Source organism: Bacillus pseudomycoides DSM 12442, from assembly GCF_000161455.1.
GTDB lineage: Bacteria > Bacillota > Bacilli > Bacillales > Bacillaceae_G > Bacillus_A > Bacillus_A pseudomycoides.
This window is the reverse complement of record NZ_CM000745.1, coordinates 2229898-2244679: the sequence shown is the minus strand read 5'-3', so window position 1 is coordinate 2244679 and position 14782 is coordinate 2229898. Positions and strand designations below refer to the sequence as shown.

The window sequence follows — 14782 nt, the reverse complement described above, 5'->3', positions numbered from 1 at the left end:
TAAACTAACTAGAATGAAAGGGGAATTCATATGAACAAATTATCTACAAAATTAGTCGTAGCAATTGGAATCGGTTCTGCAATATATGGTGTATTAGGTCTATGGGGATTTTCAATTGCACCAAACACATTTATAAAGCCTGCTTTGGCTATATTAACAATTTTTGGTGCGATTTTCGGGCCGATTGCAGGACTTTTGATTGGTCTTATCGGTCATACAGTGACAGATACCATCGCTGGATGGGGAATATGGTGGGGATGGGTACTTAGCTCAGGTATTATTGGATTTACGATGGGACTTGTACAAAAACGAGCAAGTTTCAGTGTGAAAAATGGAACATTTCGTAATCGAGATATTTCATATTTTGCTATAACAGGTTTAATCGGGATTGTCGTTGCAATCATATTTGCCGGTGCTTTTGATATTATCGTTATGGGTGAACCTTTGGATAAAATTGTTATTCAAGTATTCGGTGCAACGATTGCAGATATCCTTGTGTTCTTAATTCTTGGTTTACCAATCACACTGGGATTAGCGAAAGCAAATAAAAAACATACACATTTGAAGATTGAAAAGTAGGGAGATTACAATGAAGCCGATTATTTCCTTTGAACAATTTACATTTCAATATAAACAAGTGACAGAACCTACTTTAAAGGATGTTACATTCCGTATTTATCCAGGTGAAAAAGTATTGATTGCCGGTCGAAGTGGATCAGGAAAATCAACATTGGCCCATTGTATAAATGGGCTTATCCCTTTTTCATATGAGGGATCAAGTACTGGGAACATTTCAATATGTGGTAAGGATCCGCGAAAAGGTAGTATTTTTGAGCAAAGCAAGCATGTAGGAACTATTTTACAAGATCAAGATTCTCAGTTTATTGGTTTAACCGTAGGAGAAGATGTTGCTTTCTCATTAGAAAACGATTGTGTAGAACAGGAGAAAATGAAGGCTGTTGTTATGGACTCACTACAGAAAGTACAGATGCATACGTTTCATCTACGAAGCCCGCATGAATTATCTGGTGGTCAAAAACAAACTGTTTCTCTTGCTGGACTGTTAACAACAGAAGCTGACATATTACTATTTGATGAGCCATTAGCAAACTTAGACCCCATGAGTAGTTTGAAAACAGTAGAACTTATACGAAAGGTGCATCAACAATTTAATAAAACAGTTGTTATTATTGAGCATAGAATAGAAGAAATATTAAAATTAGACCTTGATAAAATCATATTAATAGAAGAAGGAAAAATTGTAGCGGTTGATTCACCAAAAAGAATTTTACAAACAAACATGCTACAAAAAATAGGGTTAAGAGAACCTGTATATATTGAAGCATTAAAAAATATAAGAATGAATATTTTAGATGAAGAATTATATCCAATTGAAAGTTTAGATCATGGAAATGTGAATAAAGCGATTAAGCAATGGATGTTAAATTCTACCATGTTTAAAGAACAACAAAAAAAAGAAATCTTATGTGAAATAGAAAATATATCATTTTCATATTCGCAAAAAGATTTTACATTAAGGGATATAACACTCTCTATACAAAAGGGAGAAATTGTAGCATTATTAGGCCATAATGGTGCAGGTAAGTCTACATTTGCACATACATTAACGGGAATGAACAAAGCGAAGGAAGGGGGAATTGTACTTGATAATGAAAATATAAGTTCATGGTCTATTCGAAAGCGTGGAGAAGTGATCTCCTATGTCATGCAAAATCCTAATCATATGATTACACAATCTACTGTTTGGGATGAAGTTGCTTTTTCATTAAAATTAAAGAAGACTTCTAGCGCAGAAATAAATAAACGCGTAGAAGATGCATTGCGAATTTGTGGATTATATCCATTCCGAAATTGGCCTATTCAAGCGTTAAGTTACGGACAAAAAAAGAGGCTTACCATTGCATCGGTTTTAACAAGGAATCCGAAGCTTATCATATTAGACGAGCCAACAGCAGGACAAGATTATTTTCATTATAAACAATTTATGTCTTGTATAAGCCTACTAGCGGCACAAGGAATATCATTCATCTTTATTACACATGATATGAATCTAGCTTTAGAATATGCAGACCGTGCAGTTGTCCTTCATAAAGGGAAAATACTTGCTAATGATACTGTTCCAAACGTATTAACAAATAGCGAAGTATTACAACAAGCTAATTTACAGGAGAGTTCGCTAACAACTTTAGCGAATTTGAGTAAAGTTCCTTTTCCAGACGTTTTTGTACAAATGTATATGGAGGCAAAAAGGAGAGGGGATTATGAATAAAGCAGATTTATTTTATATAGATAATCATACATATTTTCATCGTATGGACGGCGCAATTAAATTGTTGTTATTTATAATTTGGATGACTCTTACGTTTATATTTTTTGATTTTCGTATTTTATTATGCTTGTTTTTCATTGGTTGTTTAGGATTAGTGATCGCTAAAATCCCTATAAAAAAAATTGTAATTATATTTAGTGTTATTTTCACATTTAGTATGCTAAATTCAATGATGATTTTATTGATTACACCAACTCATGGATCTGAGTTAACTGGTACAAGTACAGCATTCTTGCATATTGGATATGCTACGATTACATTTGAAACACTATTTTATGCTCTTACGCTCTCATTAAAGTATTTTACGTTATTACCATTTACACTTATTTTCATATACACGACACATCCAAGTGAGTTCGCTAGCAGCCTGCATAAAATTGGCTTACCATATAAGATTGCCTATGCAATAAACATTGCGCTTCGTTACATACCGAATATACAAGCGGAATACAAATTGATTAAGCACGCTCAAGAAGCAAGAGGTGTACCATTTGAAAGAGGAGAGACGAATTTTTGGGAACGTATTAAAAATCGGGTACTCATCTTTTGGCCACTTGTTATTCATTCTTTAGAGCGAATTGATACGGTTTCAAATGCAATGGACTTACGAGGATTCGGAAAAAAAGAGAAGCGAACATGGTATTTTACAACAAAAGCAAAACAAGAGGATTATCTAGGGCTCGTTATCGGCATTATAATTTTAGTACTGGCCATTTACCTAAAGTTCAATATTTTCAAAGGGTTTTGGTATCCATTGTAAGTTTTCTGGATGTTATTGGGATAAAATTTAGGCGCTCAGAGCAATGCCTTTTTAAATTTATCCAAGACATGCTCAAAAATGACATAGAAACATACTGTATAATACGAACCTGTTAATAAACGATCAATTTCATTATCCATTAGTTTTATACTAAAAGGAGGAGAGAATATGAGTTTCGGTGGTTCTTGTGGTTTTGGTGGAAGTTTTGCTTTATTAGTTGTGTTATTTATTTTATTAATTATTGTTGGATGCAGCTGCTGGGGCTGAGGCTGAGGCTGAGGGTATTAAAAACATATAACTTTTTAATCATTCGTCACAGAATCATGTAATCAGAAAAAACATTAAAGATACTTTTTTAGTATCAATACGAGATTCAACATAAAAAAAGGAGCTGCTATGCTCCTTTTTTTATGTTGAAATTTCACCGAAATAATAAGGTAATTTCCGGAAAATTCGTTCAATTTACATAATTTTTTAATATTGTAAATACTTGTGACTAAAAGGCGAGTTTTTATTATTCACGATAGTTATTGGCTTTGATTACCCAGTCTCTTTTGACTGTTAGGCGTAATTTCATCGGCAAATTCTATATTTGCCAAATTTACTTTGGATGGAATAAATGTTTTTGTTGTATTTTGAACGCCTTGGAACAAACGTTGAATAGGTTTCATCATATTTGAATTACGTGTTGCTACTACACTAAAAACTGTTCCTAATCCTAGTAAAGAAAACCAAATCCAGCTTCTATTGTTATTCCGTCTATTTCTAAATAATTTAAACATTTGCTGAGTTCTTCTTCCAGAATTGAATAGTGACATCAAGAAGTTAAGAGTATTCATTTTTTACCCCCTGTAAAGATAATTAGGAAAAAGAAACACTAAGTTCAATTTCACATGATTTATGTTGCAATATTTTATCGGAATTTATGCTAACATTTCTTGATTCTTTTTTCCTAAAAACCCTAAGTTTACTCATTACAAAGGGAAACATGCACAGATAAATAAGGATTTGAAATTCATTTACATAATGTTTATTTAATCAATGAGATGCAGTATATTGAAAAATGGGATTAAAAAGAATTATTTTAATTTTATGTGTGATTCATAAGGAAAATCCATCGTAATTTATTCTAAATAGTTGCCAGAATAGAAATAAAGAAGTGCCACATAATAACAGAAATGAGTGAAAAGACACATCGTCAAGTGTACTGTAAGAGGTTATTTTATAGCTAACATTCAAAAAAAAGACCATCTGTTTTTCTGTTTAAATAAATGAAAAGATTAAAAGAAAAACTTGAGGAGCGACTAAATTCATTTTTTTTAAACGAAAATCAGCTTCAACGTTATCAGGAACGTATAACAGAATAATATCGACAGCTTATAGCTAACAAATTATAAAGAAATTAATAACAAAAGGAAAATACTCATGTACTAAAATCAATTTTTAGTATGCATCATTTTTTAGAGTTACTGTTTTTTTGAAAAAGAGTAATAATTTTAGATTGTTGAGGTGATTACATACATGCCAATGTTGGATGTAGATGGTAGTAGTCTGTACTATATCGTTAAGGGAAAAGGGGTTCCTATTGTTTTTATTCATCCTCCTGTACTTACATGTGTGAATTTTGAGTATCAAATAGAGGGATTATCCCAAAATTTTAAGGTGATTGCTTTTGATATTAGAGGACACGGAAGGAGTCAGTATTCAAAACAACCGATAACCTATCCACTGATTGCTGAAGACATTAGATGTTTGTTGGATCATTTAGAGATTAAGAAAGCATTTGTATGTGGATATTCGACTGGAAGCTCTGTCGCATTAGAATTTTTATTGGCCTTTGCTGAAAGAGCGTTAGGAGGTATTCTAATCGGGGGAATGTCAGAAGTGAGGGATGGATATCTAAAGAATAAGATTTCACTTGGCGTGAAACTTGCGAAAGCGGGGGCAGTTTCATTTTTAGCATGGTCTATTTCATGGAGCAACTCAAATACACATAAATTGTTCAGAAAGATGTTTAAAGAGGCACGAAAAGGGAATGCCAAAAATATCTGGCAGTATTATTGTTATAGTTTGCATTATGATTGTACTAATCAGCTTAGAAATATTCAGCTTCCGGTTTTGTTGGTGTATGGTAAGAAAGATAAAATATTTTATAGTCATGCCAAATTACTACATGAAAAATTGCCATGTAATGAATTAAAATTCATTGATAACGTAAAGCATCAAATTCCTACAAAAGCAGCGAGATGCCTAAATGAAATGATTCAGCAGTTTGCTTTTATTCATACTGAGATGAGACTTTTTCTTTACCCATAAAAAAGTATATTTATTTCGAAGTTATATGCGTTTATTGTGCTAAATATTTAATGGGAAAGGAGCTATCAGGCTCCGTTTGATAATTGATATGTGAAAGAGTAGTGAGCGCTCAAGTTATCCCTCCTAAATATTTCGAATTATTTTTCCGTACCGGTGATTGATGCGGATGGAGTCTTGCGAATGTAAAACCTAATGAGTAAATATACGAGAAGTGGTACAACTATGTTAGGTAATAAAAAATAGAGTAAAGAAGGAATACCTTCAAGTTAGCTATAGCCAGGACCTTTTATAGGAGGGTTCATATATAAAAAATTTAAGCCAAGGTTTATGAAAAGCATATCTTATTTTGTATTAACTAGTAGTAATATTCCCGCTTTAAAAATCATCGAAAACAATGAAGTTAGGCGGGAGATGAAATGTTAGTAAATACCTGATTAGTGAAGGCTAATAATCAGTGGGGGATGGAGAAAAAACATTGATTAAAATTTCAATTTATGTAGTGAAAAGTAAAAAGGAGCATAGGAAGCTCCTTTTAAATCAAAATGTTAGTGTTTTTTAGCAATCTCATTATTTTGTGGAAATGTGATCGTTAAAGTGGTTCCTTTATTAACAATACTATTTATATCTAAAGTACCATTCATCGTTTCAATGATTTTTACTGCAACCATCGTACCTAAACCTGTTCCTCTTGTTTTTGTACTAAAATAAGGTTCACCAAATCGATTGATTTGCTCTTGTGTCATCCCAATTCCACTGTCTTTAATGACAATAGTAATTTTGTTTTCACAAGCAGATGATTTGATACTTAGTTTTCCGCCATTTAGCATCGCTTCAATACTGTTCTTTATTAGGTTTAAAAAGCATTGCTGAAAATGTTGTGTATTCCCAGTGATGGAACCTGTTACTAAATTCTCAGAAACATTTATAGAATTCATATTACATAATGGCATCATCATACTTATTATTCTTTTTAATTCTTGATCTATTACAATGTTATCAACTTTTTGTGATGCTGGCTTAGCAAATGTTAAGTAGTCATCAATGATAACCTGAGCGCGGTTTAGCTCTCCAAGAATATGTTCAATATATTGTTCTCGCGATTCTTGTGGTAAATCTGGAGTTTTAAGGAGTTGAGTAAAACCTTTTACTACGGTAAGAGGATTTCTTACTTCATGTGAAATACTCGCAGCAAGTTGACTCACAATCTCCATCTTCTCCATCTTTACTAATTTAGACCTCATAATAACGGCATCTCTTAAAACCTCATTTATATATACAACAAATAACATGACAATTGGAGGGAGTAGAATAAAATAAGTGATATATGAATTTGTAATTGGGAAATCTGACAGAACAACAGCGATAAAGGTTGTAAGTAAAGCAAGGAAAAAAGGTAAAGTCATTGACATGATAAGCTTCTTTCTTCTGTTTAATTGATTAAATTTAGAAGAAGAATAGGCAGTGAAAATAAGCATGGTAATATAAACAATAACTGTTAAAAAGTTAACACCATAAAAAACAAACCGAATCAATAACATGATAGATAATAAAGCGATCCCAACTGGTAAACCACCATAAAGTGTACCTATTAAAAAAGGGATCTGTCTTAAGTCGTGAACGCAGTTTTCGTCTATGTATATAGGGAATTTCATACATAAAATCAATGGTATACTAGTGCATATAATGATAAGAATCTTTTTATAGTTTTTAAAAAATATTTCATTATTATATATAAAATAAAAAACAAAGATGCTGCTTAAAATGTAAAGCAGATTATTTAATACGTTTTGGTTAATGTATACAAAATTCATCTAGCATGCCTCATTATTGTAGTTTTCAGTACTATAAGTATTATACCGGAAAAATACAACTTCTTCATGTTTTAATTATTGGAATGAGGACTGTGATTACTTTTGAATTGTTATTTGTTTCGAGCAAATTCCCATGCTAAGTGAAATTCTTCAACTGATGCATAACGTTGATTTCTATTTTTTTCTATCGTACGAGCTGCTACGTCATACAATTCTTTCCCTGCTTCCCATTTAGTGAAAGAACGATCGAGTTCCCCTCCTAAGAACGCAAAAGCGATTGCTCCCATATTAAATACATTTGTTTTCTCATCAATCACTGCATCAAGTTCGAATTCCTCAGGTGACATAAATCGTGATGATCCCCAAAGTCTTCCCATTGTATTGATATAAGGTTTCTTCTGATATAAATCGATATCACAAATCTTTGTTGTCTTTGTTTCAAAGTCATACAAAATGCTTCCATCATAAAAATCTATTGCTACATAATTTTTTCTTTCAACATGAACATGGAAAGAAAAAATATGATCTAGTGAAATAAGACGTTCTTCAATTGATAATTGTTTATAGCGATAGAACGGAGAACTAGGATTACTATATTTCGCTAGTGGTGGAAATGACCAATGGGAATGAAGGCATTCTCCGGTAAACCAATTAAAGATTGCCACATAACCGTTTTCTACTTCATAATGATCAATTAATTCGATTAGATGATCGTGTTTTAATTCTTCATAAAGAAAAATAGCTTCTTTTAATCTAGTAACAGCGGCATCTGGATTTCCCGAATACTCCATTGTTTTTGCACCAGCATATTTAACAAATCTTTTCTGACCATCTATTTCAATACCAAAGCATATATTGCCAGAATCTTGTTGATCAAATACAGTAAACACTCTACCAAGCTTCACAAGCCATTCAAAATCTTGATATTCTTTTAATTTAAAAGTTACATCATCAAAGCTAAGTGTGACTGGAATTTCGTTCATTTTACACCTCTTATTTTATATAATGAGATTAAATATTAATAAATTCGAGGAGAGTAATAAAAATCCTGTTTTGATTAGTTAAAAAGAATTACTTTTAAAGCTATGTAATTATTATGAAAGGAGTAAAAGATGGATAAAGAAATAATCATTGAACCGTATAATTTAAATTGGCATACGGAATTTGTGAAGGAGAAAGAGAAATTTATCACATTGCTAAAAAAGGACATCTTAGCGATTGAACATATCGGAAGTACGTCAGTAGAAGGGTTAGATGCTAAACCTCTTATTGATATGATGATAGGTGTTAAAGATTTAAAATTAGTTGATCATTGGATAGAACCATTGCAAACAATAGGATATGAATATGTATTTCATAAACCTTTTCCGCAGAGGCGTTTTTTTAGAAAAGGGAAATGGAGAGCAGGTACACATCATTTACACGTCTATACGCACGGTGGTCAAGATTGGAAAAACAATTTATTATTTCTTGATTTTATGAGTAATCATGAATGGGCACGTGTGGAATACAAACAATTAAAATACGAGCTTGCTATGAAGTATCCATTTGATCGAGTGGCGTATACTAATGCAAAAGAACCTTTTATTCAAAGGATCATTACACTGGCGAAAGAAAATCTATACATATAAAAATTACGGTGGGAAATTTGTTTTTTAGTTCACATAAAGTATTTCTCATCTTATTCTAATCTTTCTTTCATTCTTTTTTCTTTTTTGATTGCTACAATTTGGAATGTAGTGATGTTTTGAAATTGAAAGAGGGATGCAAAATGAAGAAAACGTTCGGAAGTCAAATTTTTAATTTGTTTATAAAGATCGCAGGAGCTTGTGTGATTGCATTTAGTGTTACAATGTTTATCGTAAACTTTATGCTAGGAGATCAAATAGGATTAAAAAGCGTAAATAAAAATCTTGGTTCTCTTGGTGAATATGGTGCGATTGCAGCTGCATCACTTTGGTTTTTACGTCATATTTGGCTGTTTTTACACAAAAATAAAATACCCGGATTCAAGTATATGAAAGAATTATATATGTTAGCAAAGAAATATCATATGTTTATCGGTTATGCTATATTAGCTGTTGCAACAACACATGGAGTTTATTTTTTTATAAGGGGAAATCACCATATGATACAGATTTACAGCGGCATATTTGCTTTTGGTAGCTTAGTATTGCTAGGAGTTGTTGGAATTCTTTTGAATAAGGTTAAAGACAGAAAAAAATCGGTATTATATCGAAACATACATCAAATGATTGCGATTCTATTTGGATTAGGATTGATCATTCATTTAATAATATAGGAGGAATTAGGGTTGCATCATATATTAATAATTGAAGATGAAGAAAGTTTAGCTGAATTTTTAGAGTTAGAATTAAAATATGAAGGATATGCAGTAGAGGTACAATACGATGGGCGAAAAGGATTGGAAGCAGCCATAGAGAAGAACTATGATATTATACTTCTTGATTTGATGTTACCAGGACTCAATGGGATTGAAGTATGTCGTAGACTGCGTGCGACGAAGAATACTCCCATCATTATGTTAACAGCGCGTGATAGTATTATGGATCGTGTTACAGGATTAGATAGCGGCGCTGATGATTACTTACCGAAGCCATTTGCAATTGAAGAACTCCTTGCACGAATACGTGTTATATTTAGACGCGAACAAAAAGAAGAAAGTAAGCCAACACTTTTGCTTGCTTTTAAAGATTTACAGTTACATGTAGAATCAAGAACGCTAAGAAAAAATGATGAAATCATTGAATTAACGAACAAAGAATTTGAGTTATTACTCATGTTTATGAAGAATATTAACCGCGTACTAACACGAGATATACTTTTAGAGCAAGTGTGGGGTTACGATGCGATTGTAGAAACAAATATTGTTGATGTATATGTTCGCTATTTACGAAACAAATTACATGGTGTAGATAAGGAGGAGTATATCCAGACTGTTAGAGGGGCTGGATATGTGATGAGATGATCAAAAATTTTGCACAGCGCATTCGAAACCTTCCGATAAAATGGAAACTAACTCTTTGGTCAACTACGTTATTATTTATCTTGTTCGCTTTATATAATGTTTTACAGTTTATTGTGATTAATCAATGGACAGTAGACTATGAAAAGAAACAAATGAACAGGCAAGTGAAAGAAATAGCAGCATATTTTACTGATAAAAAAGAAACACTTTCTAACCAAACGATTGAAAACGGTAAAGACTTCCTTAATAATATGAATGATAAACATCAGATTATTCGAATTTTAGATAAAGATGGACAACCAATTGTCTCGATTTCTCGTGATTTTAATCCGAGGTGGGCGCCTCCTAAATCGGTTACCCAACCTGAAGCTTATATAAAGAGGCATTTAGAAGATAGAATATTAATTGAACGTATGCCGATTCAAACAGCAACATTTATGGGAACAATTGAGGTTGGGAAAAATTTAGAAACTTTCGATCATTTGTTGAAAATCATTTTCGTTGTAATGGTTGCAGCTGGTATCGGTGGACTTATACTTAGTTTTTTAGGTGGAACAATTATTGCTAAACAACTTTTATTAAGTGTTCAGAATATAACTGATACGATGAATCGAATTAAAACAAACGGGTTAAAAGAAAGAGTTCCTGTACGGGAAAATAATGATGAACTTGCAAAGTTAGGCATTCTATTTAATGAATTAATGGATGATGTAGAAAAGTCTTTTTTACAACAAAAACAGTTTGTTGAAGATGCATCACATGAACTTCGAACACCCCTTACAATTATTCAAGGCCATTTATCCATGTTAAACCGTTGGGGAAAGGATGATCCTGTTATTCTACAAAAGTCACTTCAATCTAGTTTAAAAGAAGTGGATAGATTGAATAAATTAGTCTCAGAATTATTAGAGTTATCCAGAGCAGAATCAGAGCAAATGCCCTCATTAGCAGTCGAGCCTGTACATGTAAATACTGTATTAAAACAAGTAATCCAAAACTTTGAAGTTCTTCAAACTGAATTCGAATTCGATATACAATTATATGCCGAAGAGGCTTACGTGGCTATACCAACACCTTATTTAGAGCAAATAATGATTATCATACTAGATAACGCGATTAAATATACCAAAGCAAATGATAAATACATTTGTATTCAAACAAACATGCAAAAAGAAAATATTACTATACGTATTGTAGATCATGGCGTCGGAATACCCGAATCGGATTTACCATATGTACTTAATCGTTTTTATAGGGTAGATAAAGCAAGGAGTCGTAAACAGGGTGGAAATGGCCTGGGGCTTTCCATCGCAAGACGGCTTGTAGAAAAATATAATGGAAACATTATATTAGAAAGTAGGGAGAAAGAAGGTACATCAGTTACAATTTCGTTTCCTTATGTTTTACATGAAAATGAGAAATAGATGAGAAAAGTTTCAAAGTATTTTCATATTACTGTTGTATACTGTGTAAACCGATAGAACTTGTACTTTCTTAAAGTACGAATGTAATGAAAATAAGGAGAGGGTAGATATGAACTACACAGTATTTCAATGGATTAATAATTTAGCGGGAACCTCAATCATTTCAGATAAGATCATGATTATGATTACGAATAGCGCGCCTTACATGGCGATTCTTTTTATGCTTATTTTATGGTTTAGTAATACTAAAAAAGAAATGGCGATTCAAAAACAATATACTGTTGTATATACTGTTCTTACAGTCGGAGTTTCATTGCTGTTAAATGTTTTCATTCATGCAGTATATTATCATGCGCGACCTTTTGTAACTTATCATGTTCATCAATTAGTGCCACATGCAGTAGATTCATCATTTGTAAGTGATCATTCTGTACTTGTATTTTCAATAGCATTTACGATGCTATTGAGAGGGGAAAGATTAAAATATATTGCATTAATTTGGGCCGTACTAGTTGGAGTTTCACGTATTTACGTTGGTGTCCATTATCCAGCAGATATAATTGGTGGAGCATTCCTGTCATTTATAACTTGCGGCATAGTAATGCAAAGTACGCGAAAATTAGAACCATTAACACAAATGGTATTTGTAATTTATGCATCCATTGCAAAACGAATTCCATTGTTATCGAAATATAACCATACACATTAATCATACAAGTTACTAGAAAAAGAACCTATTCGTAAATGATGGGTTCTTTTTCATGCATACAAACATTAATTTCACGCACTGTATTTAATTGGAAAACAAAAAATATTAGGGCTCGTTAGAAGATATATAGCATGTGTAACTTTTCGTGAAAATTTTTTCGAACGAAATGTACGATGCCTATTGAGCACGAAACAGTCATATGTTCTGTGAAAATTCCATTGCGAAATAAGAGATTCCAGCGAATATGTTAGTTAATAGGAACCTCTCACTTCAAAATGGGATCATTCAATGACCTGTATACTTCATCCATCCACTCTCTGATCGTTTTGCTTTAAATTTACCGTAAGATAAAAGTTTCATCGCTGAACGAGTAGCTGTGTGAAAAACTAAGATCTTCATCCATTCATCTTCCATTTCACTAGGATAAGGGGTGGACTCGTAAGCATAATAAGCAGCCATGATACAAGGAACTACTTGGTCTGGTTCAAATTCATATGCAGTTGCATCATCGATAATTAAATCAATGATGCGCTTGTTTCTTTCTTTAACGTCTTTCTGGATTAACTTTTTTACCGCTTCTGGTACTAACTTTAATATTTCATTTTTCATAACAGTCACCTCATTCTTTAGCATGTCCAAATCGCTTGGAGAAATATTGAAAACATTGTGTTAAATCGGATTGCGTAAGTTGAACGGGACTATACTCATGAAATTATCAGTATGAAATAGTTCCTTTTGTACAAAATAGGTACGAACGTTTATAAGAGGAGGGATCATTCATGACGAATCGGAATGATAATCGAAAACAAAAAAGCAAATATCCAAATAACCTAAAAAATGATACTGAATTCTCAAAAGATGTAAATATTAGAAGTGAAGTAACGAAAAAAGATTTAAAAAAGTAGTGTTTTGATTTGGAATATAATTGAGAGTAATTATAAAAATCGGCGCAGTATTTAATTAGTTTTAAGCATAGAAAAAAAGAAAAGATGTGTAAACTAATTAAAGCTTACACATCTTTTCTTTTTTGATGCATTTACTCACAATGGTTTCTTCATTCAAATTTTACATAGTTGCTATTTCAAATTTCAATTACCGTATTTTTTCCAATAAAACTAAAATAATCCATAACAATATAATAATTAGCCATCACCAACGAATTAGAAATAACTTGTATATTACAAGTAATCCCAATTCAAAAAGAAGATGCATGAAAAAATTGTAGAATGGAACTATATTTCATAAAGGATTTATAAAATAGTATTAATCAGAAAAAAGAATGGGGCATTTTATCATGAACCTAACACCAGAACAAAGGATTCAATTACATGGTTTTAATAACCTCACAAAATCATTAAGTTTTAACATGTATGATATTTGCTATACAAGAACAAAAGAAGAACGAGAAGCTTATATAGAATACATAGATGAACAATATAATGCAGACAGATTAACTAAGATTTTGAAAAATGTCTCGGACATTATAGGTGCGCATGTACTGAATATTGCTAAACAAGACTATGTACCACAAGGGGCGAGCGTAACTATATTAGTATCAGAAGGTCCCGTGGTAGAAGTGCCGACAGAATCATTCACTGAATCACCTGGACCTCTTCCTGATTCAGTTGTTATGCAGTTAGATAAAAGTCATATAACGGTTCATACGTATCCTGAATATCATCCAGATGAAGGTATTAGCACTTTTAGAGCGGATATTGATGTAGCTACATGCGGTGAAATCTCACCTCTTAAGGCTTTAAATTACCTTATCCACTCATTTGATACAGATATTATGACAATTGATTACCGCGTTCGGGGATTTACAAGAGATATAACAGGTAACAAGTTATTTATTGACCATGAAATAAGTTCTATCCAAAATTACATTCCAAATAACGTGAAAAGTCTCTATGACATGATTGATGTCAATGTTTATCAAGAGCATATCTTTCATACAAAATGTAAACTAAAAGAATTTGACTTAAACAACTATCTATTTGGATATACACAAGAAAAATTATCCGTAAAAGAACAAGAGGAAATTACAAAAAAATTAAAAACGGAAATGGATGAAATATTTTACGGAAAAAACATGAGTCATGGATCAATGGGAGAAAGTTTTGAATGATACCTCTTTTTAGGGAAATACAAATAACTCCTATGTCACCTTAGCAATAAAGTAAACAAGCTGGACATCCTTAGTGTGTGAAAATCCAGCTTGTTTACCTTTTTATTTTGCTTAATGTGTGAAATTTGTATTTTGTTGTTGGTATCCCTAATTCTAGAGGGATACATACTCAAGCAAGCAATTTCACGCACTGTATTTGTATAATAAATAAAGCAAATAAACAAGTTAGCATAAACATCTAGTTTGTATGAATACCACTGGTTTATCCCGCTATTTGTGGGCAGTAATACTCCCA

16 protein-coding genes are annotated in these 14782 nt (G+C 32.2%); 12 read left to right on the top strand and 4 right to left on the bottom strand.

Features of this window, described 5'->3' with window-relative positions:
- Positions 1-30: 30 nt before the first annotated feature.
- The 4 genes from BPMYX0001_RS11130 to BPMYX0001_RS30645 all read left to right on the top strand — a co-directional run bounded on the left by BPMYX0001_RS11130 (position 31) and on the right by BPMYX0001_RS30645 (position 3377).
- Positions 31-579: an ECF-type riboflavin transporter substrate-binding protein gene (locus tag BPMYX0001_RS11130; protein ID WP_006094951.1), complete on the top strand. Its 549-nt coding sequence runs from the start codon at positions 31-33 to the stop codon at positions 577-579.
- Positions 580-589: 10 nt separating this feature from the next.
- Positions 590-2290 (top strand): ABC transporter ATP-binding protein, encoded by a 1701-nt coding sequence (locus BPMYX0001_RS11125; RefSeq protein ID WP_006094950.1) that lies wholly within the window; start codon positions 590-592, stop codon positions 2288-2290.
- Positions 2283-3110: an energy-coupling factor transporter transmembrane component T family protein gene (locus BPMYX0001_RS11120; protein ID WP_033798894.1), complete on the top strand. Its 828-nt coding sequence runs from the start codon at positions 2283-2285 to the stop codon at positions 3108-3110. Before BPMYX0001_RS11125 ends, BPMYX0001_RS11120 begins: the two co-directional genes overlap by 8 nt.
- Positions 3111-3278: 168 nt before the next feature.
- Positions 3279-3377: a YjcZ family sporulation protein gene (locus BPMYX0001_RS30645; RefSeq protein ID WP_018765986.1), complete on the top strand. Its 99-nt coding sequence runs from the start codon at positions 3279-3281 to the stop codon at positions 3375-3377.
- A gap of 260 nt (positions 3378-3637) precedes the next feature.
- Here the strand turns inward: BPMYX0001_RS30645 and BPMYX0001_RS11115 are convergent, their stop codons facing one another.
- Complete coding sequence (locus BPMYX0001_RS11115; RefSeq protein ID WP_033798893.1) at positions 3638-3949, bottom strand: hypothetical protein; 312 nt, start codon at positions 3947-3949, stop codon at positions 3638-3640.
- Positions 3950-4631: 682 nt separating this feature from the next.
- Here BPMYX0001_RS11115 and BPMYX0001_RS11110 point away from each other — a divergent pair.
- Positions 4632-5426 (top strand): alpha/beta fold hydrolase, encoded by a 795-nt coding sequence (locus tag BPMYX0001_RS11110; protein ID WP_006094948.1) that lies wholly within the window; start codon positions 4632-4634, stop codon positions 5424-5426.
- Between the two features lie 545 nt (positions 5427-5971).
- Here BPMYX0001_RS11110 and BPMYX0001_RS11105 read toward each other — a convergent pair.
- Both BPMYX0001_RS11105 and BPMYX0001_RS11100 read right to left on the bottom strand, forming a co-directional pair.
- A complete protein-coding gene (locus tag BPMYX0001_RS11105; RefSeq protein ID WP_033798892.1) occupies positions 5972-7237 on the bottom strand; it encodes a sensor histidine kinase in 1266 nt (421 codons plus the stop codon).
- 110 nt (positions 7238-7347) lie between these two features.
- Positions 7348-8220 carry a protein kinase family protein gene (locus tag BPMYX0001_RS11100; protein ID WP_003203550.1) on the bottom strand — a complete coding sequence of 291 codons (873 nt, stop codon included), beginning with the start codon at positions 8218-8220 and terminating at the stop codon, positions 7348-7350.
- Between the two features lie 129 nt (positions 8221-8349).
- Between BPMYX0001_RS11100 and BPMYX0001_RS11095 the strand changes: the two genes are divergently transcribed.
- The 5 genes from BPMYX0001_RS11095 to BPMYX0001_RS11075 all read left to right on the top strand — a co-directional run bounded on the left by BPMYX0001_RS11095 (position 8350) and on the right by BPMYX0001_RS11075 (position 12359).
- The gene (locus tag BPMYX0001_RS11095; protein WP_006094946.1) at positions 8350-8868 is read left to right on the top strand and encodes a GrpB family protein; all 519 of its coding nucleotides are present in this window, start codon (positions 8350-8352) and stop codon (positions 8866-8868) included.
- Between the two features lie 140 nt (positions 8869-9008).
- Positions 9009-9539 carry a hypothetical protein gene (locus tag BPMYX0001_RS11090; RefSeq protein ID WP_018780545.1) on the top strand — a complete coding sequence of 177 codons (531 nt, stop codon included), beginning with the start codon at positions 9009-9011 and terminating at the stop codon, positions 9537-9539.
- A 12-nt stretch (positions 9540-9551) separates the two neighbouring features.
- Positions 9552-10226 carry a response regulator transcription factor gene (locus tag BPMYX0001_RS11085; RefSeq protein ID WP_003203539.1) on the top strand — a complete coding sequence of 225 codons (675 nt, stop codon included), beginning with the start codon at positions 9552-9554 and terminating at the stop codon, positions 10224-10226.
- The gene (locus BPMYX0001_RS11080; RefSeq protein ID WP_033798891.1) at positions 10223-11650 is read left to right on the top strand and encodes a HAMP domain-containing sensor histidine kinase; all 1428 of its coding nucleotides are present in this window, start codon (positions 10223-10225) and stop codon (positions 11648-11650) included. Before BPMYX0001_RS11085 ends, BPMYX0001_RS11080 begins: the two co-directional genes overlap by 4 nt.
- A 109-nt stretch (positions 11651-11759) precedes the next feature.
- Positions 11760-12359, top strand: coding sequence for an undecaprenyl-diphosphatase (locus BPMYX0001_RS11075; RefSeq protein WP_018765976.1), 600 nt, complete (start codon positions 11760-11762; stop codon positions 12357-12359).
- Positions 12360-12644: 285 nt separating this feature from the next.
- Here the strand turns inward: BPMYX0001_RS11075 and BPMYX0001_RS11070 are convergent, their stop codons facing one another.
- Positions 12645-12968: a hypothetical protein gene (locus BPMYX0001_RS11070; protein WP_018765975.1), complete on the bottom strand. Its 324-nt coding sequence runs from the start codon at positions 12966-12968 to the stop codon at positions 12645-12647.
- Positions 12969-13138: 170 nt separating this feature from the next.
- Between BPMYX0001_RS11070 and BPMYX0001_RS34515 the strand changes: the two genes are divergently transcribed.
- Both BPMYX0001_RS34515 and speD read left to right on the top strand, forming a co-directional pair.
- Positions 13139-13264: a hypothetical protein gene (locus BPMYX0001_RS34515; protein WP_006094941.1), complete on the top strand. Its 126-nt coding sequence runs from the start codon at positions 13139-13141 to the stop codon at positions 13262-13264.
- Positions 13265-13653: 389 nt separating this feature from the next.
- Positions 13654-14487, top strand: a complete 834-nt coding sequence (gene speD / locus BPMYX0001_RS11065; protein ID WP_033798890.1) for an adenosylmethionine decarboxylase — start codon at positions 13654-13656, stop codon at positions 14485-14487.
- Positions 14488-14782 lie beyond the last annotated feature (295 nt).

Coding starts and splice junctions, on each gene's coding strand:
- BPMYX0001_RS11130 (WP_006094951.1), top strand. CDS start 31: ATGAACAAATTATCTACAAAATTAGTCGTAGCAATTGGAATCGGTTCT.
- BPMYX0001_RS11125 (WP_006094950.1), top strand. CDS start 590: ATGAAGCCGATTATTTCCTTTGAACAATTTACATTTCAATATAAACAA.
- BPMYX0001_RS11120 (WP_033798894.1), top strand. CDS start 2,283: ATGAATAAAGCAGATTTATTTTATATAGATAATCATACATATTTTCAT.
- BPMYX0001_RS30645 (WP_018765986.1), top strand. CDS start 3,279: ATGAGTTTCGGTGGTTCTTGTGGTTTTGGTGGAAGTTTTGCTTTATTA.
- BPMYX0001_RS11115 (WP_033798893.1), bottom strand. CDS start 3,949: ATGAATACTCTTAACTTCTTGATGTCACTATTCAATTCTGGAAGAAGA.
- BPMYX0001_RS11110 (WP_006094948.1), top strand. CDS start 4,632: ATGCCAATGTTGGATGTAGATGGTAGTAGTCTGTACTATATCGTTAAG.
- BPMYX0001_RS11105 (WP_033798892.1), bottom strand. CDS start 7,237: ATGAATTTTGTATACATTAACCAAAACGTATTAAATAATCTGCTTTAC.
- BPMYX0001_RS11100 (WP_003203550.1), bottom strand. CDS start 8,220: ATGAACGAAATTCCAGTCACACTTAGCTTTGATGATGTAACTTTTAAA.
- BPMYX0001_RS11095 (WP_006094946.1), top strand. CDS start 8,350: ATGGATAAAGAAATAATCATTGAACCGTATAATTTAAATTGGCATACG.
- BPMYX0001_RS11090 (WP_018780545.1), top strand. CDS start 9,009: ATGAAGAAAACGTTCGGAAGTCAAATTTTTAATTTGTTTATAAAGATC.
- BPMYX0001_RS11080 (WP_033798891.1), top strand. CDS start 10,223: ATGATCAAAAATTTTGCACAGCGCATTCGAAACCTTCCGATAAAATGG.
- BPMYX0001_RS11075 (WP_018765976.1), top strand. CDS start 11,760: ATGAACTACACAGTATTTCAATGGATTAATAATTTAGCGGGAACCTCA.
- BPMYX0001_RS11070 (WP_018765975.1), bottom strand. CDS start 12,968: ATGAAAAATGAAATATTAAAGTTAGTACCAGAAGCGGTAAAAAAGTTA.
- BPMYX0001_RS34515 (WP_006094941.1), top strand. CDS start 13,139: ATGACGAATCGGAATGATAATCGAAAACAAAAAAGCAAATATCCAAAT.
- speD (WP_033798890.1), top strand. CDS start 13,654: ATGAACCTAACACCAGAACAAAGGATTCAATTACATGGTTTTAATAAC.